At 49.2% G+C, this 26198-nt stretch carries 18 protein-coding genes; 12 read left to right on the top strand and 6 right to left on the bottom strand.

From position 1 onward, the window contains the following. Positions 1-184: 184 nt before the first annotated feature. The 3 genes from UWK_RS00645 to UWK_RS00635 are packed head-to-tail and all read left to right on the top strand — an operon-like array spanning position 185 to position 3497. Positions 185-1921: a DegV family protein gene (locus tag UWK_RS00645; RefSeq protein WP_015402413.1), complete on the top strand. Its 1737-nt coding sequence runs from the start codon at positions 185-187 to the stop codon at positions 1919-1921. Continuing rightward, positions 1915-2631 carry a glycosyltransferase family 2 protein gene (locus tag UWK_RS00640; RefSeq protein ID WP_015402412.1) on the top strand — a complete coding sequence of 239 codons (717 nt, stop codon included), beginning with the start codon at positions 1915-1917 and terminating at the stop codon, positions 2629-2631. The genes UWK_RS00645 and UWK_RS00640 overlap by 7 nt, the downstream gene beginning before the upstream one ends. After that, on the top strand, positions 2628-3497 hold the full coding sequence (locus UWK_RS00635) for a lysophospholipid acyltransferase family protein (RefSeq protein WP_015402411.1): 870 nt from the start codon (positions 2628-2630) through the stop codon (positions 3495-3497). Before UWK_RS00640 ends, UWK_RS00635 begins: the two co-directional genes overlap by 4 nt. Positions 3498-3514: 17 nt before the next feature. Here UWK_RS00635 and UWK_RS00630 read toward each other — a convergent pair whose 3' ends face one another. Then, positions 3515-4621: a two-component system sensor histidine kinase NtrB gene (locus tag UWK_RS00630; RefSeq protein ID WP_015402410.1), complete on the bottom strand. Its 1107-nt coding sequence runs from the start codon at positions 4619-4621 to the stop codon at positions 3515-3517. Between the two features lie 235 nt (positions 4622-4856). On the opposite strand from UWK_RS00630, the gene UWK_RS00625 reads away from it, so the two are divergent. From UWK_RS00625 to UWK_RS17990, 9 genes are all read left to right on the top strand, one after another. Continuing rightward, positions 4857-5114: an acyl carrier protein gene (locus tag UWK_RS00625; RefSeq protein WP_015402409.1), complete on the top strand. Its 258-nt coding sequence runs from the start codon at positions 4857-4859 to the stop codon at positions 5112-5114. Between the two features lie 14 nt (positions 5115-5128). Beyond that, on the top strand, positions 5129-6367 hold the full coding sequence (locus UWK_RS00620; protein ID WP_015402408.1) for a beta-ketoacyl-[acyl-carrier-protein] synthase family protein: 1239 nt from the start codon (positions 5129-5131) through the stop codon (positions 6365-6367). 16 nt (positions 6368-6383) lie between these two features. Then, positions 6384-7148, top strand: coding sequence for a lysophospholipid acyltransferase family protein (locus UWK_RS00615; RefSeq protein WP_015402407.1), 765 nt, complete (start codon positions 6384-6386; stop codon positions 7146-7148). After that, positions 7145-8641 (top strand): B12-binding domain-containing radical SAM protein, encoded by a 1497-nt coding sequence (locus UWK_RS00610; protein ID WP_015402406.1) that lies wholly within the window; start codon positions 7145-7147, stop codon positions 8639-8641. Before UWK_RS00615 ends, UWK_RS00610 begins: the two co-directional genes overlap by 4 nt. 15 nt (positions 8642-8656) lie before the next feature. After that, a complete protein-coding gene (locus tag UWK_RS00605) occupies positions 8657-9691 on the top strand; it encodes a radical SAM/SPASM domain-containing protein (RefSeq protein ID WP_015402405.1) in 1035 nt (344 codons plus the stop codon). Positions 9692-9699: 8 nt separating this feature from the next. After that, positions 9700-11175: a phytoene desaturase family protein gene (locus UWK_RS00600; RefSeq protein ID WP_015402404.1), complete on the top strand. Its 1476-nt coding sequence runs from the start codon at positions 9700-9702 to the stop codon at positions 11173-11175. A 10-nt stretch (positions 11176-11185) separates the two neighbouring features. Continuing rightward, entirely contained in the window at positions 11186-11734 is a 549-nt protein-coding gene (locus UWK_RS00595) for a methyltransferase family protein (protein WP_015402403.1), read from the top strand. Between the two features lie 190 nt (positions 11735-11924). Next, positions 11925-14078: a hybrid sensor histidine kinase/response regulator gene (locus UWK_RS17995; protein WP_015402402.1), complete on the top strand. Its 2154-nt coding sequence runs from the start codon at positions 11925-11927 to the stop codon at positions 14076-14078. Next, complete coding sequence (locus UWK_RS17990) at positions 14078-16699, top strand: ATP-binding protein (RefSeq protein WP_015402401.1); 2622 nt, start codon at positions 14078-14080, stop codon at positions 16697-16699. Before UWK_RS17995 ends, UWK_RS17990 begins: the two co-directional genes overlap by 1 nt. Before the next feature lie 56 nt (positions 16700-16755). Here UWK_RS17990 and UWK_RS00580 read toward each other — a convergent pair whose 3' ends face one another. The 5 genes from UWK_RS00580 to UWK_RS00560 all read right to left on the bottom strand — a co-directional run bounded on the left by UWK_RS00580 (position 16756) and on the right by UWK_RS00560 (position 26066). Beyond that, positions 16756-17628, bottom strand: a complete 873-nt coding sequence (locus UWK_RS00580; protein ID WP_015402400.1) for a transglutaminase family protein — start codon at positions 17626-17628, stop codon at positions 16756-16758. Next, positions 17625-20153, bottom strand: a complete 2529-nt coding sequence (locus tag UWK_RS00575) for a circularly permuted type 2 ATP-grasp protein (RefSeq protein WP_015402399.1) — start codon at positions 20151-20153, stop codon at positions 17625-17627. Before UWK_RS00575 ends, UWK_RS00580 begins: the two co-directional genes overlap by 4 nt. Positions 20154-20211: 58 nt before the next feature. Continuing rightward, positions 20212-23532, bottom strand: a complete 3321-nt coding sequence (locus tag UWK_RS00570) for a transglutaminase family protein (RefSeq protein WP_015402398.1) — start codon at positions 23530-23532, stop codon at positions 20212-20214. Between the two features lie 78 nt (positions 23533-23610). Further along, positions 23611-24609, bottom strand: a complete 999-nt coding sequence (locus UWK_RS00565; protein ID WP_015402397.1) for an alpha-E domain-containing protein — start codon at positions 24607-24609, stop codon at positions 23611-23613. A 26-nt stretch (positions 24610-24635) separates the two neighbouring features. Then, a complete protein-coding gene (locus UWK_RS00560; RefSeq protein WP_015402396.1) occupies positions 24636-26066 on the bottom strand; it encodes a circularly permuted type 2 ATP-grasp protein in 1431 nt (476 codons plus the stop codon). Between the last annotated feature and the right edge of the window lie 132 nt (positions 26067-26198).

The raw sequence follows: 26198 nt of genomic DNA, 5'->3' as shown, positions 1-26198 counted from the left end.
GCCTGTTAACTAACGCTCTGCGTCCTGGAACCGTGGATTACCTTTTTGGGGAAGGAGAGTGGGATCTCGGTGTCGGGCATATCCGCAGGTTGTGATTGCATCTTTGTCACCTTCTCTGATAAGGTGTTGCACTCCAATATCAGCTATTAGAATGTGACCCAGCTACAGTAAACCTACGCGATGAATGAAAGATTCTATATTTGCCTCTAACAGTGTTGCAGCCGCCATAGCCGGATATGAAAATCTGGCCGTATGGGCCGAGCTTCTTGACCGTATTAATGTCTTTCCCGTGGCAGACGGTGATACCGGGGCAAATCTGCGTCTCAGTCTTTCTCCTCTGCGGGAATGTGCTACAGATATGGCAGCTGCTGTTGCTCGTCTTGCCTCCAGTGGCCGTGGTAACTCGGGTAATATTGCAGTGGCATTCTTTTGTGAATTTCTCAATCCCAATGGTGCCGGGTTGGTCCAGCAGGCAAAAAGAGGCAGGGAGAAGGCCTGGCAGGCCATAGCGGATCCCAGACCCGGCACCATGCTTGCTGTTTTTGACAGCCTCTGTCTGTTGCTCGATGAGGAAAACCCAACTGATTGTGACTGGTTGAAAATCAGAACACAGCTGCAAGGTACGGTGTTGGGTACAAGAGAGCAACTGGCGGAGCTTTCCGAAGCGGGAGTTGTTGATTCCGGGGCTTTGGGGATGTTTCTCTTTTTTGATGGATTTTTTCAGGAATTGAGCGGACAGAAAACAGAATTAAGCCCGGTGGTTGAACTCTTTGGTGATACCCTTTCCATCGACGCTTCTTATTATCCCCAGGCAAGCGGTGAGTATTGCGTTGAGGCATTACTTGCAACCAGCGGAACAGGGGATGATCTTACAGAAAAGATAGCAAATCTGGGAAACAGTGCCGTGGTTGTCCAGGATGGCGCCGGAGTGAAACTGCATATCCACACCCGGGATCCGGAGACATTACGCGGTAATCTCTCCCTGCTGGGAGATCTTGTGAACTGGTCGGATGAGGCCATGGACCCTATGATTACGGCGGGTAGGCAGAAATCCTTTGTTGCAAACCGTATCAGGATTATGAGCGATGCAGCAGGCTCCATTCCTTTGACACTTGCCCGTGGTCACGGAATTATCCTTCTCGACAGTTATATAGTTGCCGGAGATCAGGCCCTGCCGGAGAGCCTTTTCTTCCCTGAACAACTCTATACTCTGATGAGGGGGGGAGCACGTGTCAGCACTGCCCAGGCATCAAGCCATGAACGGCATCTTCACTATCGGGCAGCGATCCAGCAGTATGAAAAAGTGCTCTATCTCAGTACCGGTTCTGCCTTCACCGGAAATTTTGTCACTGCCAGAGAGTGGAAGAAAAATAACGATTCAGATGATCGGTTTATGGTTCTTGATAGCGGTGCCGCTTCTGGACGATTAGCCGTAATCGCTCTTCTGACGGCCCGCTTTGCAGAGGGAGGTGCTGGTGTCGATGCAGTGGTGGACTATGCAGAAAAACTCACCAGGAAAGCGGAAGAGTACGTTTTTATCCATGAACTGAAATATCTGGTGTCCGGTGGGCGTGTTTCCAGAGCAAAGGGATTTTTTGGGGATCTTCTGCAGATGAAACCTGTCATCACTCCTGGTTTTGAAGGGGTTGCCAAGGTTGGTGTGGTTCGAAATGCTGAGGCCCAGTTGGATTTTGCAAAGAAGCGGCTTGGCGCATCGAATCATAAAGAATCTGCTCTGCTGGTGCTGCTGCAGTATACGGATAACAGGGAATGGCTGGAAAGTGTCGTGGAGCCGCAGATACGGGAGGAGGTCCCAAAGGCGGAGATTCTGCTCGTTCCCCTATCTCTCACTTCAGGCGTTCATATGGGTCCTGGCACCTGGAGCATCGCCTTTGCAACAAAGAGAGGTGCCGGGTGTTGAATCGTGATGCAGTTGTCATCGTCATTCCGGCCTATAACCACGGGACGCGTATCAGTGATGTGGTGCGGGAGACTGCGGCTCTTGGCTACCCGGTCATTGTTGTAGATGATGGATCAACGGATCAGACTGCTGAAACGCTCTCTTCCATAAAGGGGATTACGGTGCTGACCCACCCGCGGAACATGGGAAAGGGCGCGGCATTACGAACAGGCTTTTTCTCGGCTAAGGACTCTTTTGACTGGGCGGTCACACTCGACGCAGACGGACAGCACAAAGCTGAAGATATAGAAAATCTCCTTGCTGTGGTAAAGGGGGAAGACCGTCCCATTGTGGTCGGATCGAGGCAGGGAATGGATGGGATAAATGTTCCGTGGACATCTCGGTTCGGGAGGGGGTTTTCAAACTTCTGGGTGTGGTTGTCCGGTGGGCCGCGAATAAGTGACTCCCAGTCAGGATTCAGGCTCTACCCGCTCCCTGAAATTCTTGAACTGGATGTCCGTGCCAGACGTTTCCAGTTTGAGGTTGAAGTACTGGTCACTGCTCATCGCATGGGGATCCCGGTTGTTGAAACTCCGGTCCAGGTTATTTACCAGAAAGGGAAGGAGCGCATTTCCCATTTTCACCCCTGGAAAGATTTTTTACGGAACAGTGCCACATTTAGCAGGTTGATCTGTAAACGGATTTTTTCTGCCTCCTGGAAACAAAAATGAAGGGTTTCTGGTACGGATTTCTTGAGACAATGACCAGAATCTGTGGTTCCTGGCTCTTTGTCGTCGTATCCAGATCCATCGCTGCGGGGTATTTTCTTTTCTCAGAAAACGCAAAGGAGAGCCGTAGGTTCTATGGTCTTCTCTATCCCCGGAAAAGTGGTTTCTTTCACAGCCTCTGCACCTTTCGCCAGTATCAGAATTTCACTACCATTCATTATGATCGTTTCCTGGCAAACCATGGTCAGAAAACGACCTTTACATCGGATGGCTGGGAAAAGCTGGAGGCCGTGGTAGGTGAAAAAGGTGCCATTCTGCTGATGTCTCACCTTGGGAACTGGGAGATAGCAGCCCAGCTCCTGCAGCAGCAGGAAGAGACGTTGAAGCTTCTTCTCTATATGGGAGTGAAGGAAAAGGAAGGAGTGGAAGGACTCCAGAAGGAGCAGCTCCAGGATTCCGGAGTGCGGATAATCGGGGCTCCACGGGACGGCGGCTCCCCCTTTGATGCCGTTGAGGGGATTCGTTTGCTGCAGGATGGCGGTCTTATCTCCATGACCGGGGATATCGTCTGGCGCGGAGATCAGCGCAGTATGGAGGTTGATTTCCTCGGCGGCAGGGCCAGAGTTCCTGAAGCTCCCTACATTTTTGCCATGGTATCCGGTGCCCCTATCTTTTGCTTTTACAGTTTTCGTACCGGAAAAAACAGCTATCAGTTCAGTCTTGCCGATCCTCTCTATATTCATTGTGAGCAGAGATCGGAACGGAAAAGAACTATCCAGAAGGCTGCACAGCAGTACGCTGATTTACTTGAAGAGCAACTTCGTGCTCACCCCCTGGAGTGGTATCACTTTGATCGTTTTATCCTGTAGGGTCTGTGGTTCAATGCTTAGTGAAACTTTGTGGTACGGATGGGGCGTCGTCTCTCTTTTACCAAATGGAAGCTGACGGTGCTGCCTTTGCTGACCTTGGAAGTTATGCTCAGTGTGCCTCGCTGTTCCTCGACAATTCTCTGGGCGAAGGTCAGTCCCATTCCAATATGTTTGGTTTTGTTTGAATAAAAATGGTCAAAAATATGCGGAAAAACGGTGCTGGATATCCCGGCACCACGGTCTGTGATTTCAATATCATAGGGGTGGGTGGGATTATTGGAGTGATGGATTTTGAAAATAATATCCCTGTTCGCGGCTGTGCTGCAATCGTAGGATTCACAACCGTTTAGTATGACAGCTTCCAGGGCTTTGGTGATGAGACTTAGGTCGAGCAGCAGTTCCTCTTCACCTATGTTGTCAGCGTACTCACTGAACCAGTTACAGCTGCAGGCCTCTACGGTGTCGCGCAGGAATGTTTCTGCAATGTGTATAAGATCACCCATGGGGACACGTTTTGTGTCCGGGCTTGGCAGATGCATAAAGTTGTTAAGAGTATCAAGAAGGTCCTCAAGGCGTCTGGATTCACTGATTATGGCTTTGGTTTCCTTTGGTGAATTATTTAGTGCATCAAGGCGTTTGGCAAAGCCTCCGATAACCATGATAGGGTTACGGATCTGATGGCTGATGTCATCTATCAGGTTACCAAGGAAGGCCATTCGCTCTGAATGTCTCAGAGAGCGCTCAATGGCTTTCATATCAGTAATGTCATGGATTGAGAAGGCTATTCCGTCCTGATTTTCATCCCATTGGAACGAGGTCCCGGAGATAAGTCCCATAAAACTACTGCCGTCCATGCGCTTCAGCATTGCTTCACCCTCGAATTCACGCTCATTTCGCGTAATATGGAGGATATTGCTTACCATTATTTCGGTATCATCCGGCATGAAGAGGTGGAAGATGTCATTATCCTGGAGTTCGGCAACCGATGTCCTGAACATCACAGCAGTACGACTGTTTGCATAAACGATTCTGTTTTGAGAGTTAATGACAATGACCGCATTGTGTATGATGTCGAGTAGGTCCCCAATTAACTTGGGCTTGGAACGCATGTTTGTGGCATTCATATTCTGATCTTCCAGGGCGTTGTCTCGGTGTGTCTTTTGGTTTACAAATACTTTACCATAATTGTAGTATCTCTTATTCGGAATGAGCTGTCAAATATCATTAGCCCACATTTCTCATGCTTTTTTCAGTTCCCCTTTGGGGGGTGAACATTCTGTTTTCATTTTATCGGGAAACTGTGTAGTATCAAACAGTAAAAAAGCTTAGATTGAAACTATTCAAACATACAAAAACACCATGACAAGAGATGAACTGCAGGGAAAAATCGTAGCAATTTTAGTAGACGAATTTGAATTTGAGGATCCGGGATTAACCGATAACCTTAGAGATGATCACGGCTTTGATAGTATTGATGCCATTGAATTGCTTGCGAAAATCGAAGACATGCTCGGTTATCAAATATCACGAAAAGAAAAGGAACAGGCGATGAGTATCCGTACCATCAGTGATATCCTCGATTACATCGAGACCATCCAGACTGCCCACAGTAGCTGATTGGTGATTCCCTTATGACAAGACGAGTCGTTATCACCGCCTGTTCTGCCATTACCCCCATTGGCTACGGAAAAGATGCCATTGTAGAGAGTCTGCGCCGGGGGAAGTCTGGGGTTAAAGCCCTGCGGGATGATGGTCTGCTCACGGAGCGTATCCACTCGAAAGTATTCGGTACCGTTGATTATCCCATTGATTTTGGGTTTGCACGCAAGGATACCAAAACCATGGGGCCCGTCGCCTATTACGCCTGCAAGGTCGCCGGTGATGTTCTGGCTGCATCCGGATTGGATCAGGAGTTTATCCGTTCCGGTCGTTTAGGGGTCTCCTTCAGCTCAACCCATGGCAGTCCTACGGTGCAACGCAATATCTACAAGACCTTTTTCAGTGACGATCAATCAAAGTTTTCCTCCATCGGTGCCGTGGATTACCTGAAATCCATGGTGCACACCACCGCTGTAAATATCACCAGGATGTATGGAATTACGGGACGTGTGGTGGCCTCATCCACTGCCTGTACCACATCGAGCCAGTCCATTGGCTTTGCCTATGAAATGGTGAAATTTGGGATGCAGGATGCAATGATCGCGGGAGGTGCCGATGAGTATGACACCACAACGGTGGCAGTTTTTGATAATCTTCTCGCCTGTTCCGTGGACTATAATGACACCCCCGAATGTACTCCCCGTCCCTTCGATGTGAATCGTGATGGTCTGGTGGTGGGAGAAGGCGGGGCTGCTGTACTCCTTGAAGAGTATGAACATGCCAGGGCTCGCGGAGCCCTGATACTAGGTGAGGTGATTGGTTTTGCCTGCAACAATAATGGCGGTGATCTTATTCTTCCCAATCTGGGCGGGATAACGGCAACGCTCAGTCTGGCTCTAGAGGATGCAGGCAGAAAACCTGCCGATATTGATTTTATTTCTGCCCACGCCACGGCAACCAAGATGGGTGACGTGATTGAATCACAGGCTATTGCAGAAGTGTACGGAGACAAACCCTGGGTGGCTGGCCTGAAAAGTTATATGGGCCATACCATGGGAACCTGCGGCGCTATTGAACTCATTTTAAGTCTGTATATGATGGAGGAAGGCTTTCTGGCTCCAACCCTGAATCTTGAAAACGTAGATCCACGCTGTGCAATGCTGCGGCACCTTCGCGAAGTAACAGAGACTGAAACCCGTACCGCTGCCATTCAGAATTTTGCCTTTGGTGGAGTGAACACCTGTCTGCTTGTAACAGATGGCCGGGAATAAGTTGCAGGGAAGCTTTATGGACAGGATCAGTGATGTTGTGGTGACCCTTGTCTGCTGGTTTTATTTTATCTTTGCCTTCCTGCTGTTCTTCTCCTTTTTTTATCTGGCTGTCTTTTTCTTCGCGAGAGACAGGGAGCGGGCCTTTCAGTATCTCGATCATCTGTTTTTTAAAGGATTCTTCTGGCTCCTCCGCACCCTGGTACCGAGGCATATATGGGAGATTGATCGAAAAATAAGGGAAATTCACGGTGCCATCATAGTTTGTAATCATCTCTCCTATCTTGATCCGCTTCTCCTGATTTCTCAGTTGCCTCAAAACAAGACCATTGTAAAGACGAAATTTTTTCATGCACCTGTTTTCGGCTGGTTACTCAAGGTTTCCGGCTATCTTCCTGCAACTACAGAAGGCGCTCATGCAAAAAGGATGATAGCTCAGGTGGAAAATATGGGAAGTTATTTTAAAAATGGTGGCAATCTCTTCGTCTTTCCTGAAGGAACCAGAAACACGGCTTCTCATCTTGGTGATTTTCATAGGGGCGTCTTTAAGATAGCCCGTATGTATAGATGTCCTGTTCATGTGTTGAGCCTCTGTAATAGTGATAAACTGTTTACTCCGGGAAAGTTTTTTTTTAATACCAGGGTGCATAACCACATACGAATGAAGAGTATTGGCTGTCTCGATCCTGGAGTGGATGCGGGAAGGATATCTGCCACGGCCCTTGAGAAAAAGGTTCGCCAGATTTTTGAATCCGATGGCAGTTGCATGGAGGGAGGGCGGTGAAGGTTTTACTGGTTTCCATGCCCGATGTGGTCCCAGTGCTTGTCCATGAGGCAGCCGTGCATATACCAAACCTTGGTATTGCAAGTATTGGCGGTAATATTGATTCGGAACATGAGGTTTTTCTGGTCGACCTTATCCGGAAACGGCGTTCGGTAAAAAAATATCTGACTAAAATTATAGGTAAAATAAAACCGGATCTGGTCGGCCTGTCGGCCATGGCCTGGCAGTACGATACCTGCATTAAAATTGCCCATTTGATCAAGGATATGCATCCTGATATACAGATTGTTATCGGCGGCTATCACGCGACTTTGATGGCAGAGGAAATAGCTGATTCTCCCCAGTCCCGATGGATCGATTATATCGTACGAGGTGAGGGGGAAGAGGTATGCAGGCGTCTGGTAAATGGACTTGCAGGAAAAGATACGTTTTCGGATATCCCCGGACTTTCGTTTCGCAACGAGAGTGACGGAAAGTTTATCCATAACCCTCGGGCGGAAAATCTTGACCTTAAAACGATAAAGCTCCCCATCCGTGATAAACGCAGGTTGACCTGGGGCTATCATCTGATGAATGCCAGTATAGAAACTCTGGAAACGTCCCGGGGCTGCACCCGGTCATGCAACTTCTGCAGCATGAAAAATATGTACGGGCGAAGTTTTCGTATCTATCCCATAAGCCGGGTGCTCGAAGATATTGATGATATCTATTTTAATCGCAAGGTACGTTCCATCTTTATCACCGATGACAATATGGTACTCAACCCGAAACGGGTAATTGAGCTTTGTGATGCCATTATCGCCAGGGGCTATAAAAAGCTGAAGTTCTTTGTTCAGGCAGACTGTGTCACCATGGCAATGCGGGAAGATATGGTGGCGAAAATGGCTGCGGCGGGGTTTTGCTCTGTTTTTCTGGGTATAGAAAATGGTTCCAAAAAGAATCTCAGTGCAGCGGGCAAGGGTGATATCGTCGCTGCTTCCAGGAAGGCCATTGATAACTGTCATAAATATGGAATGATGGTGATTGGCGGACTTATCTTTGGGTTTCCCGAGGATGATGTGGAATCCATTACGGAAAATTACCAGTTTTTTAAGGAGATTGGAGCTGACGCGGCCTATTGCCAGATTATTACCCCCTATCCCAAAACGGGTATGCGTGAGCATCTTTTGTCTTTGGACCTGGTTACGAATAGGACAGATCTGAAAAAATATAATGGACTTTGGGCTAATGTTCGGACTAACTTTCTTGACTCAGATGCGTTACAGTACCACTTCTGGTATCAGCGACAGATTGTGCTTGGTTGGTGGAAACCACCCAACACTGTAAAAAAACAGGGAAAGCTCTGGACATGGATATGGCTCTTTGCCTTTAAGCCGATTTTGAAACTGCACTATCGTCGGGTGATGAGAAAATATGGGTGGCAGGGGCGCTATAAACGGGAAATAGAACGTCTGGAACGGATGAATACTTTTACCGATCTAAATGATTATTAAATATAAAAGAATGATATGCAGCTATATAATCTTGAATTTACTGAAGAAGAAATAAAAAACGCAGTGGCCGAAGACAGGCTCCTGTCAATGGAAATAGAGTTCAGTCGTATCTGTAATTTTCGCTGTTCATACTGTTATGTGCCCGAGAAGAAGGAGTGCAGAGGGGAACTGACAAAAGATGAGCTGAAGGATGTGCTTCTTCAGGCCAAGGCGCTCGGGGCCAGAAAGATTATTATCCTGGGTGGAGAGCCGAGTATCTATCCACATCTTCCTGAGATGCTGAGATTTCTGGATGACCATGGTTTTCAAATTGAAATGTTTACCAATGGAACCGGAGTGGATGGTGAGCTTGCACAGCTTTTGGCAAAACTGAAAGTCCGGGTGGTATTAAAACTGAACTCCATGAAACGGGAAGTACAGGATCGCCTGGCAGGAAGGGAAGGGGCCTATGATATTATTCAAACTGCCTTTGCTAATCTGAAAGTTGCAGGGTACCCCTCTTCTGATCTCTTCCTTGCTCTTTCAACGGTGATTTGCCAGACAAACTTTGATGAACTGGTCGAGATGTGGAAGTGGATTCGAGACCAGAAAATGGAGCCTTATTTTGAGGTGATCACCCCCCAGGCAAATGCCATTACAAATAGCTGGCTCACCGTTGATTCTGAAAAATTGAAAAATCTGTTTGCAGAGCTGTCTGCAATTGACCAGGAAACGTATGGTCGTGAGTGGGAGCCCCAGCCTCCCCTTGTCGGGAATAAATGTATGCGCCATCAGGTGTCCTGCCTCCTGACCGCAACCGGTGATGTGATGCCCTGCGTCGGGGTGACCATTCCCTTGGATAATATCCGCAACAACAGCCTTGCACATATTTTGAAGAATAGTGAAGTTATTCAGAATCTCAAGAATTATCGGGAGATGATTAGGGGTGAATGCAGGGACTGCGATAAGGCCGAGGAGTGTTACGGCTGCCGTGGAGCAGCCTATCAGCTTACCGGCGATTATCTTGCCTCCGATCCCACCTGCTGGCGGAATCAAAAAAGTGAACCGTGAGGGCAGGAGTGAAGCATGACGCTGAAAAGCTGGTCATTGTCGGATCAGGTATCGGCGGTTTAAGCTCGGGGATAATCCTTGCCGGTCTCGGCTATGATGTGACTGTCGTTGAGAAAAACAGACGGGCCGGGGGGTTACTCCGTAGTTATACCAGGGATGGAATGGAATGTGAGGTTGGGGTACATTATCTCGGATCTCTCGGTAAGGGCCAGGTTCTCAGGAAATTTTTTGATTATCTTGGTGTTCGCGATGTTATCCCTGTCACACCTATGGGAACCAGTGGTGTCATTGATCGCTACCTCTTTGATGCTCCGGCAACTCACCCTCCTCAGTTTGATTTACCCGTCGGCTTTGATGCCTACGAAAATAATCTCAGAAAAGCATTTCCTGCTGAAACGTCCTGTATTGAAAACGTTGTTGCAGCCATTCGAAAGAGTTCCGAACAACTGCACTCTCTTGATGCTTTGTATGCAACGGAAGATTTCTCTCTCCTCGACCAAACCGAACCCTATGGGGACATTCTGGATCAGCTTGGTTGCTCTCCCGGTCTGCGGAGTGTGCTTGCTATTCCCTCCTCCTGGATAGGTGTGTCGATTGCGGATTGTCCTGCCTATTATCATAATATGGCCCTTGCCTCCTACCTCTCTTCATCCTGGCGTCTGGAAAAGAGTGGCGCTCATATGGCAGATGTCCTTGTCGATCGCTTCAAGGCGCTGGGGGGAAAGCTTATTACCTCAGCTGAAGTGAGCAGTATAGCAGTGGATTCACGAGTTGTCGGCGGCGTGCGTCTTGAATCAGGAGAATACCTGCCGGCCTCTATCGTTATAGGGGCAGTACATCCCCAGGTCGTTTTACGAATGCTGCCCGACGGAGCGGTGAAGCCATCATATCGAAACCGTATAAAACGGTTAGAAAATACCCACTCTATTTTTGCGGTTCATGCTCGTATCGATGCCGATACGCATCCGGAAGTGCCACACAATACCTTTAAGGTTGAAACGGACGTTGACGGGAACATTACAGATCTGAAATATTATCAGTTTAGAAAAAACAAAACTGAAAACAGTACGTTGCTGTCAATCCTTACATCGGGAAATGATGCTCTCTGGGAAGACTGGAGGGACAGCAAAACAGGACGACGTGATGCCGGTTATGGTGAAGCGAAAAATAAACTGGCCAGTGCTCTCGTGGCTGAGGCGGAAGAATTGTTTGGTCCTTTGAAGAGACTTAAGATGGTGGATGCATACACGCCACTCACCATACGCGATTGGGTGAATAGCCCGGATGGCAGCGCCTATGGAGTTCTAAGGTCCTCAAGCCAGACTCTGGCCACTGCTCTGCTCAATCGTACCGCGGTTCAGGGGCTGTATCTCGCCGGGCAGAATGTGGTTGCGCCTGGTGTTATTGGTACTATTATGGGTTCATTCAGTACCGTCAAACTGATCCTGGGTCCAGAGGAGTTCCGGAAAAAAATCTGTTTGTGAGCGAGGTGTTATGACCCGAATTATTCTGTTTACTGTCGGCACTCTTTTCTTTCTTTACGTTTCCAGACGTTCTCTGCTCAATCCCAAAACGCACGGTTTCTACAGGTTCTTTGTCTTTGAAGGGAATCTGGTTCTTGTTCTGTTGAATCATCCCTATTGGTTTGTAGATCCAAGCTCACCTCTTCATATCCTGTCCTGGCTGTTGCTGGCGGTTTCAATCTCTTTTATTGTCCAGGCCCTGATTATGTTGAAAAAACGGGGTGGCCACGGGGATCGGCCAGGCACTCCTGAAAATCACGCTTTTGAGAACACGGTCAATGTGGTTGATACGGGTCTCTATCGGTATATTCGGCATCCCATGTACAGCTCTCTGCTGTTTCTCGGGTGGGGGGCATGTCTGAAAAATACTACGCCCTTAACCTTGGGACTGGTTTTGGGCGTGAGCGCCTTCCTTTTTCTTGCTGCAAGGGTGGAGGAGCAGGAGAATATTCGTTTTTTTGGCTCCTCCTACAGGGCATATATGAAACGGAGCAGGATGTTTGTTCCGTGGTTCCTGTAATACTACTGTGGCAGTTTTTTTTCTTTCAAATAAACAGTGCATCCCATAGAATAAAGAGTTCTGCTCCTGCATGTGGAAATGATTAGAGGGAGGGCCGTCTGGGTGCAGAATGTATGTTACGCTGTAACTCACTCTTCCTGTATGTATTGCAGTAATATATCCTTGGCGATCAGTCCGGGTGGGATAAAGTATGAACTTCTTGAATATCTTACAGAGTGGCTTTGAATTCTCCGAAGATGAGTATGAGTTACGTTTAAAATATATCCTGTTCAACTGTCTTATCGGCAGTAATGTGCTTCTTGTTTCAATCGCCGGCCTGCTGCGTTTTGCAACCGGTAATACTCTGCAGGGGGCTGTGGACTTTGTCTACATTGCGCTGGCAATCCTTATTGCCCTTCTTGCAAGACGTTCCCAAAGGCTTTTCCCGGCACTCATCCTCTGGATCATGTTTGTCTCGTTAGTGATAATCTCCCTGACCTACAGGTTTTTGTCAAGTGATATTGCCGGGATAAGCTGGTTTCTGGTTCTGATTATTACGGCGTTTTATCTCACCGAAAAGAAATGGGCCTACATACTGTTTAGTTTGTCACTGTTGCTGGTTATATATTTCAGTGCAACCAGTGAAGCGAAGAACTATACAGCTCCAGATATTTTCTATGGTGTTCTTCCTCTGCTTGTTACCCTTGTTTTTGTACAATTTTATGAGAGAAGAAACACTCTCTCCGGCGAGATATTACGTGCTCTCAATGTACAACTCAAGGAGAAGGTTCTGGATACGGCGTCAGAACTCTCGATCAGTGAAAACAGGTTTCGGAATTTGATTGAGAATATCTCTGACTGGGTATGGGAAATAGACAAGGATGGTGTGTTTGTCTATACCAGCCCTTCAGTTCAGCTAATATTGGGCTATGAGCCAGAGGAAGTGAAAGGGTTTTCCCATCGCGATTTTTTGTGGGAGAATGATGCAGTAAAAGATAAAGGGCTTTTGGTTCATTACACGAGATGGGGTATTTCTTTTAAGGATAGAGTGCTCGAAGTAAAACATAAAAATGGGTATCCCGTTATGGTTGAGGTGTCAGGTCAGCCGATTTTTGACAGTGAAGGAGTATTTGCAGGATATCAAGGAGTGAGTCGGGATATCACCGGAAGGCTTGCCGCTGAAAAAACAAACGCCGAATTGAGGGATCAGTTGCATCAGGCTCAAAAGATGGAAGCAGTTGGTACCCTGGCGGGTGGGATTGCCCACGATTTCAATAATATCCTTTCAGCAATCATCGGATATGCTGAAATCACAAAAATGGATCTTCCGACAGGCAGTAATGCAAAGGAAAACATTAACCAGGTTTTACTGGCTGGGAAGCGGGCCACAGAACTCGTCAGGCAGATACTTACCTTCAGCAGGAAAAATGAACAAAAAAAAGAACCTTTACATGTCCATCTGATTGTTAAAGAAGCGCTTAAAATGCTCCGCTCCTCATTGCCCACCACCATAGATATACGAACGAATGTCCGCTCTGAAAACGGGACGGTTCTCGCCAACCCGACGAGTATCCATCAGATTGTGGTGAATCTTTGTGCAAATGCCTCACAGGCCATTGGTAACGCCAAGGGAATCCTGGAGGTGAGTCTGGATCGGGTGTGTTTGAGTGCTGAACAGGTTGCGGACAAACCACTGGTGGATGCAGGTTTCTTTGTACTGTTAAGGGTGAAAGACACTGGCAACGGTATGAGTGAGGAAACCATAGCACGAATTTTCGAGCCATATTTCACTACCAAGGAAAAGGGAGAGGGGACGGGACTTGGACTAGCTGTGATTCATGGTATTGTGGAGGACATACATGGTTTTATTCAGGTGGAGAGTTGTTCAGGAGAGGGGAGCTGTTTTAGTGTGTACCTTCCTGAGGTTCAGGAGAATCTGACTCTTGTGTCCACCTCTGAAGAGACTACTCAGCTCCCGATGGGCAATGAAAGAATACTTGTTGTAGATGATGAACCGGACCTTCTGGATGTTACTGAGATCTATCTGAACGGCTTCGGGTACAGTGTGGTCACAGAGATGCGGAGTACAGCAGCATTGAAGCTGTTTCTTGCATCTCCTGATTCCTTTGACCTGGTGTTCACCGATCAGACCATGCCAGATGTGACCGGTGTCGAACTGGCACAGGCCATGCTTGCCGTAAGGCCCGATTTACCTGTAATTCTCTGTACAGGATATACGTCTGCTCTGTCCGAGGATGAGGTGTGTTCACTTGGAATAAAAAGTTTTATCGAAAAGCCTGTGAGCAAGGAAATCCTTGCCCGGACGGTCAGGCGTTTACTTGATGATAAATTGAAGAACGTGTAATGAAAATCAAGAATATACGCATCAAGGCTGTTTTATTGCTTGTTTTCGCCGTCCTGGCAGCACTGTTGTACTTTTTATTGGACAGGACAAGAGAGCAGAGCCAACAGCAGCATTTGCAGCTCATTTCAAAAAACTATCAAGACGCTTACAATACTATCTATGCTCAGCATAAGCAGCTGGCGGAACATATTCGCTTCAGCCTGATGGAAAGATTTGAGATTCATGATTTCTATCAGAAACTGTCCCAGGCCGATGAGGAACAGAAAAATCTTTTACGAGAGGAACTGCGCTCCAGAATTCAGCACCGTTACCTCTATTTGAATAAAGAAATGAAGGTGAAACAACTTCATTTTCACCTGTTGAATAACGAGTCTTTTTTGCGTGTTCATCGACCGATAAAGTTTGGAGATGACCTGACAAACATTCGTGAGACAGTCGTGTATATGAATAAGAATCATCTCGCTATTGATGGTTTTGAGATTGGGCGGGCCGCTGGTGGTTATCGCTTTGTTTTTCCCATCACAGCAGTTGACAAAAGTCATCTGGGCAGTTTTGAAATATCCTTCAGTCCCGAGGTCCTCACCTCCACTCTGATGAAACAGTATGACGTATTGAGTAATTTTTATATTAGAGAGGATATTGCGACGAGAAAGGTTTTTCCGGGAGAAGTCAAGACGCTCTATAAAAGTTCTCATCATAAAGGGTTTATGTACGACAATAATGTGTTGGCAGTGCTAAAAAAAGTATCCAGCAGGAAGATGAAGGATCTGGAACCGAGCGGGGAGATAGTTGCCGCAATTCATGCCAATGTCCATACGCATAAAATCACATCATTATATGATCCTTCCATAGATATGGTCTTTACCGCAATCCCTGTTTTAAACCCGGTAACAAAAGAGATGGTGGCTTTTTTGACTGTTAGAAGTCATTCTCCTGTTTTTGTTCAGAATGCAAAATATTATAGAATTGTTTTGGGTTTGAGCCTGTTTCTGGTTGCTCTGGTTCTTTTCATATTTTACCTGCAGTACAGTCGCAGAGAGATACTGGCACAGCTGAACAGTTCTCTTGAAGAGCAGGTTATCGAGCGAACAAAACAGTTGCAGCGAAGTAAAGATGAATGGGAAAAAACATTTGATGCTATCCCTGATATTATAACGCTTCAAGACAGAAATATGAAAATTGTCCGGGCAAATCGGGCAGCATTTGACTGTTTTGGGTTGACCCCGCAGGAGTTACTTGGAACCTGCTGCCACAACTTGTTTAAGTGCAAGTCAAAACCATGCAGGGACTGTCCGGGCATGGCATCGTTTACCGATTATCAGAAACATCACGCCATCATTGAACATGAGCATTTGCAAAAAGTTTTTCAGGTGACTTCTGCTCCTCTTCGGGACCCAGACCATGAGGTTCAGTATATCGTAAATGTTGCCCAGGATATTACTGAGAAAATTAAGCTGGAGAAAGAACTCACCCAGGCGCAGAAGATGGAAGCCATCGGCACCCTTGCCGGCGGGGTTGCCCATGATTTCAATAATATCCTTGCTGCTATTCTCGGCTATGCAGAGATTATCAAACCCAGAATGCCCGTGGGGAGTGACGAGGAAAGATATCTGGGCAGGATGATAGATGCTGGAAACAGGGCCGCAGAGCTTGTCAAACAGATACTCACCTTCAGCCGCTCAAACAGTCACAAAAGAGAACCCCTTCGCATTGATCTGATTGTGAATGAGTCTTTGAAGATGCTGCGCTCCTCTTTGCCAACAACTATCGATATAGTGACACGTATTGATCCAAATTGCGGTCTGGTTCTTGCTGATTCCACCAATATTCATCAGGTCGTGATTAACCTCTGCACAAATGCCTCCCATGCCATCGGTAAAAAGAACGGAAGTCTGGAAGTAGGTCTAAGCCGGATAGAGATGGGGCCGGAACAACTTGTCGGGAAATCCGGTATAGCGGCCGGTTCTTTTGTCGTCCTATCGGTAAGAGATAGCGGTGAGGGTATGGATGAGGCCACAATGGAGAGAATTTTTGAACCCTATTTCACGACTAAGAAACAGGGCAGTGGGACGGGGCTTGGCCTGGCGGTAACCCATGGAATTGTTAAGAAATGCAAGGGCTTTATAACCGTTGGCAGTGAGCCGGGTGAAGGCACAGTCTTTCACGTATTCCTGCCTCGGGTAACTGAAGACACTGAGGTGGCACAGAATACAATAGAGGCAGGTGCACTTCCCAGGGGGGATGAGCGCATACTTGTCGTGGATGATGAATGGGATCTTGTCGAGATATTGGGAGATCTGTTAACAGGTTTAGGATATACCGTAACAAAAGAAACCAGTGGTTCAAAGGCGTTGGAACGTTTTCGTGCTGAACCGCAATCCTTTGATCTCCTCATTACTGACCAGACAATGCCGGGACTGACCGGTGATGAACTCTCACGGGCGGTGCTGCAAATTCGGCCTGACCTGCCTATAATCCTCTGTACGGGATATACAGAGTCACTTTCACCGGAAGAGGCATTTGACCTGGGCATAAAGAAATATATCCTGAAGCCGCTTAGTGAGAGAGATGTGGCAGAAACTGTCAGATGTGTTCTTGATGGACAAGTGACTCTCGAATGATTTTAACTCACATTTCAGTATGCTGCGTGGCTGAACGGTTCCTTAACGACCGATAATCAGGAGTGTACGGCAACATCCACCATCAGGGAAAGGGTGTGAATTCCGCCCCCCATTACCACTCCTTTCACGGGGGTGACATCACCATAATCCCGCCCCCAGGCAAGAACGATATGATTTTCACCTGGAATAATGTTGTTCGTGGGGTCCAGGTCTACCCAGCCTGTGTCCGGAATGTAGAGAGAGAGCCAGGCGTGGGATTCATCGGCTCCGATCATCTTGGGTTTACCCGGTGGTGGCATGGTTTCCAGGTAGCCGCTCACATAGCGTGCCGCCAGTCCCATGGATCGTAGACAGCTGATGGCGAAATGGGCAAAATCCTGACAGACCCCTTTTCGTTCTGCCAGCAGTTGTTCTACGGTGGTATCCACGGTGGTGGCCGAGGTGTCGTAGCTGAATTCTTTAAATATTCGTCCCATCAGGTTCATGGCTCCGTCCAGTACGGGAGTACCCGGCGGGAAGGAAGGCCTGGCATATTCCATAACCCCGGGAGCGACGCTGATCAGAGGGCTGGCAAAGACGAACTGGTAGGCTTCAAGGTCCGGTAACTGGCGCACGGGGGCAGCCAGTCGCTGGACGACGCTTTCCCAGGGAGGAGTGCTTAATGGCGTGACGGGAAGGGCTGTTTCCACAATGCTGGTTGCGGTCATGGTCAGCTCGTTGTGGGGATGCTGTACCATGAATACCTGCGCGATATTGCCAAAGTAATCTGTACGACGGTGCTGGTATTGCGGTTTTGGATCGATGGCCAGTCTGCTTTCGATTACCCGTTGAGTTTCAATTTCACGGGGATGGAGAAATACCTCGTTTTGAGAAAGGGAGGCAGGTTCCGAATAGCGGTAGGTTGTTTTATGGCTTACGCGGTATCTCATGGCTTACGGTTGCCGGGTATGATGGAGAAATGGGGGGTGGTCGGAACCCGGCTCAGGTAGTGAGCGCTGACCTGCTGAGCAAACTCCTTAAGAAGGGTCTCCATGGATTCAAGAGATGCTGCAAGTGAACTTTTTTTACTCTCTTTTGTTGTGCAGAGCATCCCCGTGAGATCGAGCAGACGTACGGTGGTTAGTATTTCAAGGACAATGCGCTCCTCCGGACTGGAAAAGCTGCGTTCGCTCTGCCGGGGAAGATGCTCCACGTGTGCAGCCAGCTGGCTGAACTGAAAAGCCAGGGATTTAGGATTGGTTTCATCCATGAGCAGTAAATCCAGTACGGGAGCCAGTTGAAAGGCCATCTGGTAGCGCGCCCGGTATGTCATAATACTGTCTGACACCTCAAGCATCGCTTCCAGGGCAGTTCCCGATGCTCTGCATACCTGAGGGAGGCCGATGCGTACAAGGGAGGCCTGATTCATGGCCCGTTCCAGGCGACGGCCTATGTCCATGAAGCGCCATCCCAGCCCACGGGTCATACTTTCCATAGCCAGTCCGCTGAAGGCGCTCAGATTGAACAGGGTGTCATCAAGAACTTCCAGAGGATCACTGCCTGAATTCAGCGGAAAGGTCTCCAGTCTGTTGATTACCCGCCAGGAATCAGGAGAGAGGCGATCCCGTACATGCCGAGCTGCCTTCTGCACCTGTTTCAGAACCGTGGCAACACTCTGATTCTTATCGCTTTGATACATGGCACCATTCAGTTGGGCGAGGAGTTCACGATAGAGAGGGATACCGCTGCTGTCAGTGGGAGCCTTGGGAATGATATCTTTTTCACGGAGAAGATTAAGGAGAAACGGTAATTCGGGGATATCTTGTGGGGAAAATTCTCCTGAGAGCCGGCGAAAGACGGAGAGAAGAAGTCGTGTCAGCCCTTCGGCCCGCTCCAGATAGCGTCCCAGCCAGAGCAGATGATCAGCCACCCGGCTCGGAAGATTACTGCTGCGACTGAACTCACTCACCTGTTGGAGACTGCTCATAAGGCTCACAGGCTCAACCGGTTTGTCAGACAACACCCAGACGTCCTTGCTTTGCTGTCGCTCCGGGCGGTCACTGGTGAGTGTCTTTACATTCGCGGCGGTGATGGCCAGCCCTCCAGGCATGAAAGCAAATCCCTGATCCGTTGCACAGGCAAATACCCGTAAAAGAGAGTAATGGGAATTGACACGGCCGTTGTCCCAGACGGGAACCATTGAAGGATAAACCTGTTCCTGTGCCATAAAGGCGTGGGGGCTGGCGGCAATATTATTCATCAGGTCGCTCGGACGTGTAGCAGTTGTCGATCGGGTCATGGCAGAAGTGACATTCAAGGTGTTCATATTTGCCATAACATGATTGCGCCCATCCGGGGTCCCACACCACCAGGCAGGATGACTTTTCAGGAGTAGCTCTTCTTTCAGTAGTTCACGACAAAAATTGGGCAGAAAGACAGGAAGAACGGGTGTATCAATAAATCCACTGCCGATGGGGTTGACGATATCGACGTTATTCTCACGGGAAACCTGGATAAGTCCTGCCACACCGTCTGCTGATTTACGCCGTAGGGCGAAGGGATCGCTGTTGTTGTCTCCGGTGTGGCGGAAGATGGCTTCCACCTCCTCGAGGCCGTCCAGTTTTTTGAGAAACAGCTTTCCGTTCCGCATGGTCAGATCCTGGCCTTCCACCAGAGGGTACCCAAGGTAACGTGAGAGCAGGGCATGCTCAAAGTAGATGAGACTGTCTGGGCCGGGAGAGAGCAGCACGATACCGTGATCTTCACGGTGCAGGGCGGCACGTTGGATAAGATTGCGGTGAAAGGTTTGGAAGAAGGGAGCCAGCCTGTGGATCTGATTGTTGTGATAGGTGTCTGAAAGAAAATGTGAACTGACGATCCTGTTCTCAAGGGCATAACCGAGTCCGATGGGGTTTGCACCGTAATCTCGCAGCACCCGGAAGCATCCGTCGACTCCTCTGTAAAGGTCTGCCGCGTAATAGGTCAGGAACTTGCCAGCGGCCGGACGAATACCATGACACTGGTGCAGGAAATGCGGATTGGCAAAGACCAGTTCGGCTGGCATCTGTCCATTCTTCAACAGGTTTTGTGCCCCGTAGGTGTCTGCGAGGATCTGATCCAGGAGGCGGGCCCGTTGGATAAGTCCTGTTTCGAGATTTGCCCATTCCTCTGCGGCAAAGGGAAGCGGGATTATATCCAGAGCCCAGGGGGTTTCCTGCTCGGTGGGGTCGTCAAAAGGGTTGAAGGTTGCACCATGTTCGTGGCACTTGCGTTTGACGCGATCCTGGAGTTGGGAGAGCTCCTGTTTTCCCCTGGCATCTAATGCGGAGAGCAGGGGGCGCCAGTGTTCACGGGCACTTGCCGGGGAGGAAAAGGCTTCGCAATAGGCCTGAGGTGGCAGCGTAACCGCGTCAAACAGGGACACAGATGCAGCAGGCCATGGGCACGCGGGATTATTCAGGTCTGCAGTGCTCATACAGCTGGAGGTCTCGTTGTTTCTTTAATAGTAGTACACCTTGTTTGATCTGGCATAGTTATCCGATGTGGCGGCGCAAATCAAGAGTATATGGAAAAGATGGGTTCATTTCATCTGCAGGAATAGCTGTCGGGCGAACGGGACTGTGCCGGTTGGGAACGAAACGAGCGTTACGCCGTCCTTCCGCCTCATAGGAGTTGACAGAAAGTGTTTCAGAGTTTCGTCCGCCTGGGTGCTCCACATGATAGGTACAGCCACCCACGGACCTGTTGGACCAGGTGTCGAAGAGATCAATGGTGAGGGGAGCATGAACATCAATGGTAGGATGGAGGCAGGATGGAGGTTTTCCGGCACGGAAGCGGATACCGGCAACAAATACGCCTTCAACTGTGGTTGGCTGCAGAGGAACTCGACGACCGTTGCAGGTGATAATATAGCGTTCTCCTGTCATACCGGAGACTTTGACCTGGAGCCTCTCCAGTGAGCCGTCAACGTAGCGGACAGTGCCACCACCGCCTGGTTCTTCGCCCAATACGTGCCAGGGCTCAAGAGCCTGGCGCAGTTCAATCTCCATGCCCTGAACCGTTACTTTGCCGTAAATGGGAAAGCGAAATTCGAAATGAGGATGGAAAAAATCCATCGAGACAGGGAAGCCAGCCCGGTTCAGAATATTCAGGACATCAGCAAAATCATCCCGTACCGGCTGGGGCAGCATAAAGCGATCATGGAGCCGTGTTCCCCAGTGCACCAGACTCTGACGATAGGGCGTCTCCCAGAACCAGGCAACAAAGCTACGCAACAGCAGCTGCTGGGCGAGGCTCATACGGGCGTGGGGAGGCATCTCAAAGGCGCGAAATTCAAGGAGGCCCAGTCTTCCGCTAGCACTGTCCGGTGAATAGAGCTTATCGATACAGAATTCGGCCCGGTGGGTGTTACCGGTAACGTCCACCAGCAGGTGGCGGAAAATTCGATCCACCAGCCAGGGAGGGCAGGGCTGATCCGAACCTGTCTGTCTGTCCAGTTCAGCAAAGGCGATTTCCAGTTCATAGAGGCTGTCATGGCGGGCCTCATCAATTCGCGGCTGCTGGCTGGTGGGGCCGATAAAGAGTCCGGAAAAAAGAAAAGAGAGGGACGGATGATTATTCCAGAAGGTGACAAAACTGCGAAGCAGATCCGGCCTTCGTAGAAACGGGCTGTCTCCAGGGGTGGATCCACCGATGACGATATGATTACCACCACCGGTGCCGGTGTGTCGGCCGTCAATCATGAACTTTTCAGTACCCAGACGTGCCTCTCGGGCAGTGTCGTAAAGGGTGGTGGTACATTCAACCAGCTCCTGCCAGCTGTGCATGGGCTGGATATTCACTTCAATGACTCCGGGATCCGGGGTGATTTTCAGATTCTGGAGGCGCGGGTCAAAGGGCGGTGTATATCCTTCGATGATTACCGGCAACTGAGTCTGTGCGGCAGTTGCTTCGACGATGGACACCAGCTCAAGGTATCCCTCCAGAGATTCCACCGGTGGCATAAATATATAGAGGCGTCCTTCCCGGGGCTGCACGCAGAGGGCTGTGCGTACCAGCCAGGCAGCAGATTCTCCCTTGACGGGCTCCGGGTCAGCATAGGGTTCAGGCTGAATATGAACATTGTCACCTGTCACTGCTACAGCCTGTCCTTCCACAACTTTCTGATTTTCATGCAGTTCGGGTAAGGGCTCTCTGTCTATCATTGGATCCAGGGGGTGCCCCTCCTGGATGTCCTCTTTGGCTACCCATGGCAGAGAGGCCAGGGGGAGGCGCAGGCCGGCAGGAGAATCACCGGGTACAAGGAACATCCGTCCATCGCGGAAAGGCCAGGGGCCACTCTTCCAGGAGCCATGCTGCAGAGGGAGGACGTAGCCGACCACTGATCCCAGTCCTCGCTGAAAGGCTCGTACCATATGAGCGCGTTCCAGAGCACTGTCAAGCTTTGGATCTGCAGGATCCACATTTACCGGCAACCGTTGCTCTTTGTACAGGTAATAGAAGATGTCTTCGTAACTTTCCCGTATATAGCGCTGACTCACCCTCAGATTGTCTGCCAGTGTCTCGATGAAAAGTTTGGCATCTCCAGCATCAAAACCATAATCTTTGGAGGCATCGGCCAGCCACTGGTCATCCTTCCAGACAGGTTTACCGTCTTTTCGCCAATAGCAGCCCATGGCCCAGCGGGGCAGGGGCTCTCCCGGATACCATTTGCCCTGGCCATGATGGAGAAATCCTCCGGGAGCCCATTTCTTTCGCAGTTCCTTAATGAGAATTCCGGAAAGCTCCAGTTTTTCTTCTCCAAGGGCGTCGGTGTTCCATTGAGCGCCATCCATATCGTCGATTGAAACAAATGTGGGTTCCCCTCCCATGGTCAGACGGACATCGCCATCGGTCAGTTTCTGATCAACCTGTTCTCCCAATTCAACGATCTCTCTCCAGACTTCTTCGGGGTAGGGGCGGGTGGAGCGGGGTGCTTCGTGAATTCTTGTCACACTCATGGTGTGACTGAAGTCAACTTCACATAATTCGAGGCCTCCGGTGATGGGAGCTGCACTCTGTGGTTCAGGCGAGCAGGCCAGGGGAATGTGTCCTTCTCCGGCGAAAAGTCCGGAGGTTGGATCCATACCCACCCAACCAGCCCCTGGAATGTAAACCTCTGTCCAGGCATGGAGATCGGTGAAGTCAACTTCTGTTCCCGATGGACCGTCCAGGGATTTGATATCCTGTTTCAACTGGATCAGGTAACCGGAAACGAAACGGGCAGCCAGACCGAGATGACGCAGGATATTGACCAGCAACCAGGCAGAATCCCTGCATGAGCCGCTGCCAAGAGTGAGGGTCTTTTCACAGCTTTGCACGTTCGGTTCCATGCGGATAAGATAGCTGATATCATGACTCAGCTTCATGTTCAGATCCACCAGGAAATCGATGGTCTGTCTTGGTTTGAGCTCTATCTTGTTTATGTACTCCTGGAGCTTTTTCCCAGCCTTTTCTCTGGCCAGATAGGGAGCAAGGTCCAGTTTGAGAGCCGGTTCATAAATAAAGGGAAATGATTCGGCGTCAGGCTCCAGGAAATAATCAAAGGGGTTGATGATAATCATCTCCGCCACCAGATCGATCTCCACCTCAAAAATGTCTGTTTTGTCGGGAAATACCAGGCGGCCCAGGTAGTTACTGAATGGATCCTGCTGCCAGTTGATAAAATGTTTTTCAGGAGTTACCGTCATGGAGTAGCTCAGAATGGGGGTCCGGCAGTGAGGAGCGGGGCGCAGACGGACAATCTGAGGAGAGAGGGTGATACGCTTGTCGTAATGGTATGAGGTCTTGTGGTTCAGGGCAACATGGATTCCCATGAGTATTCCTTTTATTGTGAATCAAGAGCATGGTTGCCGGGTATATCGCGGCCCCATGTTTATTGATTACTTTTTCATTCAGTTGTTGGTGGTCGTGGACTGCTGCTGGTCGTTTGTTGATACATCGATCAGGGGCCTGAGATTGAAGAATGTGGTTCCGATGACTTCATCAATCTGGTTGATCCGACTCTGCAGATCGTCCAGGTACTCATGCATACCAGATTTGACCACTTCATCAATGTCAGTGTATTCAAGATCAGCTTTGAGACGGCCCAGCTTTTTCTCGGCAAGATTGCTTGCGGACCCCTCCGGTGAGCCGGCAATCCTATGCAGACAGATATCGGCCTTGGAAATACAATGGCGGATGGAACGAGGAAACTGGCTGTCAAAAATCAGGAAGCTTGCCACCTTATGCGGGGTTATCCGATGATGTTCCTTACGATACATTTCAAAAGCACTGGCAGATTTGAGCACCGATGTCCACTGAATGTTATCTATCGGACTGTTCACCAGATCCGGGTGCGGCAACAGCATAAAGTATTTGACGTCAAGGATTCTGGAGGTTTTGTCTGCCCGTTCCAGCATCATACCGATGCGGGCAAAGTTCCAGGCTTCCCCATGGCTCATGGTCGAGTCCAGCAGTCCGGTGAACAGGTGACTGCGCATCTGAATGATTTTGAAAAAGCGGTGCGGATCCTCAAGAGCCATGGTCTGGCTTTTTACATCGGTCAGTTCCAGATAGAAATTGTTTAAATGTTCCCACATTTCAGAAGAGATGATTTCACGGATGGACCGACCGTTTTCCCTTGCTCCCGCAAGGGAGCTGATAATGGAATTGGGGTAACTCCGGTCAAAGGCAAGGAATTCGATTACCGCCTCTTTGGTATAGTTCTGATACTTTTTTTCGAACAGTTCCTGATCACCTGTTGTCAGTACCAGCGGTTCCCAGTGTTTGCCCTTTTCTGAGGGCATATCGAGTAACAGGTTGAGGTTGACACTGATAAAGCGGGCTACATTTTCCGCCCGTTCGATATATCGACACATCCAGTAAATTGAGTTGGCTACACGGCTAAGCATCTTTATTTCTCCTCTATATAAATCGTCTACAGTACCCAGGTGTCTTTGCTTCCACCACCCTGGGAGGAGTTGACAACCAGAGACCCTTTGGTAAGAGCCACCCGGGTAAGGCCACCGGGCTGTACATAAATTTCCTCTCCGTACAACACATAGGGGCGCAGATCAACATGGCGACCTTCGATGCGGTCGCCAACAATGGTAGGTACCCGGGAGAGTGAAATGGTGGGTTGGGCCATGTAGTTACGGGGTTCGGCCACTATTTTTTTGGCGAACTCAGCCTGCTCTGCCCTGGTTGAATGGGGGCCAACCAGCATGCCGTAGCCACCGGACTCGTTGGCGGCCTTGACCACCAGCTCATCGAGGTGTTCCAGAACATAGGAGCGGTCTTTATCGTTGCCGCAGATATAGGTGGGCACACTGGCCAGGATCGGATCCTCACCTGTGTAATACTTGATGATCTCGGGGACGAAGGCGTAAATCACCTTGTCGTCGGCAATACCAGTTCCGGGTGCATTGGCCATGGCGATACGACCAGCTTTATAGACTTCAATGAGCCCCTTGACACCAAGCATGGAATCGGGACGAAAGACATCCGGGTCGATGAAATCATCATCGATGCGACGATAAAGGACATCAACACGTTTGAGGCCTTTGGTGGTCAACATATGGACAAATCCATCTGAGACAACAAGATCCCGGCCTTCCACTAGTTCTATTCCCATCTGCTGGGAGAGAAAAGAGTGCTCGAAATAGGCGCTGTTATAGATGCCGGGAGTCAGAACACCAATGGTGGGTGATTGCACGTGGTCTGGAGCCAGGTACTCAAGCATATCGAGGAGTTTGGTGGGATAGTCGTCCACCGGTCGCACATGAGAGGCTTCAAACACCTGGGGGAATGTCCGTTTTAGTACCTGGCGGTTTTCAAGGACATAGGAGACGCCCGAGGGGCAGCGGAGATTGTCTTCCAGTACGTAGAATTCTCCGTTGCGGCCTCGTACCAGATCCGTACCCGTTACATGGCACCATATGCCGCGGGGAGGGGTGAAGCCCTCACATTCTTTGCGATAGGTGCGGCTGCTGAGTATAAGATCTTCAGGGATTATTTTATCCTTCAGGATCTTTTTGCCGTTGTAAATGTCCTGGAGGAATTCATTCAGGGCAAAGATCCGCTGTTTCAGGCCGTTCTCTATCTGCTGCCAGTCGCTGCCGGAAACAATGCGGGGAATAATATCAAAGGGAAATATCTTTTCCGTGCCCTCATCGCGGCCGTAGACATTGAAGGTGATGCCCATTTTGAGGAGCAGGGCCTCCGCTTCTCTCTGGCGCATGGCCAGGTCACCTTCGGGTAGTGATTCAATCTTATCCACCAGTAACTGAACCCCAGGCCGGGGTTTGCCGGTGTCGTCGATTAATTCGTCGTAATAATCCTCAGGGTCATATGTCCTGAATGTTTCCATCAGACTTTTCCTCGTGTTGAGAGTTGAAGAAGGATTGAGTACAGGTATCCTTACAACGGATTGAAACTCCATGAAAATACATGTTTACCTGACATGACCCTACCTGATTCAAAAAACACTGGCAATAATTAT

This window comes from Desulfocapsa sulfexigens DSM 10523, assembly GCF_000341395.1.
In the GTDB taxonomy this organism is placed as follows: Bacteria; Desulfobacterota; Desulfobulbia; order Desulfobulbales; family Desulfocapsaceae; genus Desulfocapsa; species Desulfocapsa sulfexigens.
Note: the sequence above shows the minus strand (reverse complement) of the source record. Positions and strands in the feature narration are given on the sequence as shown.

What these genes read in the sequence shown, in the direction of transcription:
- UWK_RS00645 (WP_015402413.1), top strand. Translation starts at nt 185, where the DNA reads ATGAAAGATTCTATATTTGCCTCTAACAGTGTTGCAGCCGCCATAGCC.
- UWK_RS00635 (WP_015402411.1), top strand. Translation starts at nt 2,628, where the DNA reads ATGAAGGGTTTCTGGTACGGATTTCTTGAGACAATGACCAGAATCTGT.
- UWK_RS00630 (WP_015402410.1), bottom strand. Translation starts at nt 4,621, where the DNA reads ATGAATGCCACAAACATGCGTTCCAAGCCCAAGTTAATTGGGGACCTA.
- UWK_RS00625 (WP_015402409.1), top strand. Translation starts at nt 4,857, where the DNA reads ATGACAAGAGATGAACTGCAGGGAAAAATCGTAGCAATTTTAGTAGAC.
- UWK_RS00620 (WP_015402408.1), top strand. Translation starts at nt 5,129, where the DNA reads ATGACAAGACGAGTCGTTATCACCGCCTGTTCTGCCATTACCCCCATT.
- UWK_RS00615 (WP_015402407.1), top strand. Translation starts at nt 6,384, where the DNA reads ATGGACAGGATCAGTGATGTTGTGGTGACCCTTGTCTGCTGGTTTTAT.
- UWK_RS00605 (WP_015402405.1), top strand. Translation starts at nt 8,657, where the DNA reads ATGCAGCTATATAATCTTGAATTTACTGAAGAAGAAATAAAAAACGCA.
- UWK_RS00595 (WP_015402403.1), top strand. Translation starts at nt 11,186, where the DNA reads ATGACCCGAATTATTCTGTTTACTGTCGGCACTCTTTTCTTTCTTTAC.
- UWK_RS17995 (WP_015402402.1), top strand. Translation starts at nt 11,925, where the DNA reads ATGAACTTCTTGAATATCTTACAGAGTGGCTTTGAATTCTCCGAAGAT.
- UWK_RS17990 (WP_015402401.1), top strand. Translation starts at nt 14,078, where the DNA reads ATGAAAATCAAGAATATACGCATCAAGGCTGTTTTATTGCTTGTTTTC.
- UWK_RS00580 (WP_015402400.1), bottom strand. Translation starts at nt 17,628, where the DNA reads ATGAGATACCGCGTAAGCCATAAAACAACCTACCGCTATTCGGAACCT.
- UWK_RS00575 (WP_015402399.1), bottom strand. Translation starts at nt 20,153, where the DNA reads ATGAGCACTGCAGACCTGAATAATCCCGCGTGCCCATGGCCTGCTGCA.
- UWK_RS00570 (WP_015402398.1), bottom strand. Translation starts at nt 23,532, where the DNA reads ATGGGAATCCATGTTGCCCTGAACCACAAGACCTCATACCATTACGAC.
- UWK_RS00565 (WP_015402397.1), bottom strand. Translation starts at nt 24,609, where the DNA reads ATGCTTAGCCGTGTAGCCAACTCAATTTACTGGATGTGTCGATATATC.
- UWK_RS00560 (WP_015402396.1), bottom strand. Translation starts at nt 26,066, where the DNA reads ATGGAAACATTCAGGACATATGACCCTGAGGATTATTACGACGAATTA.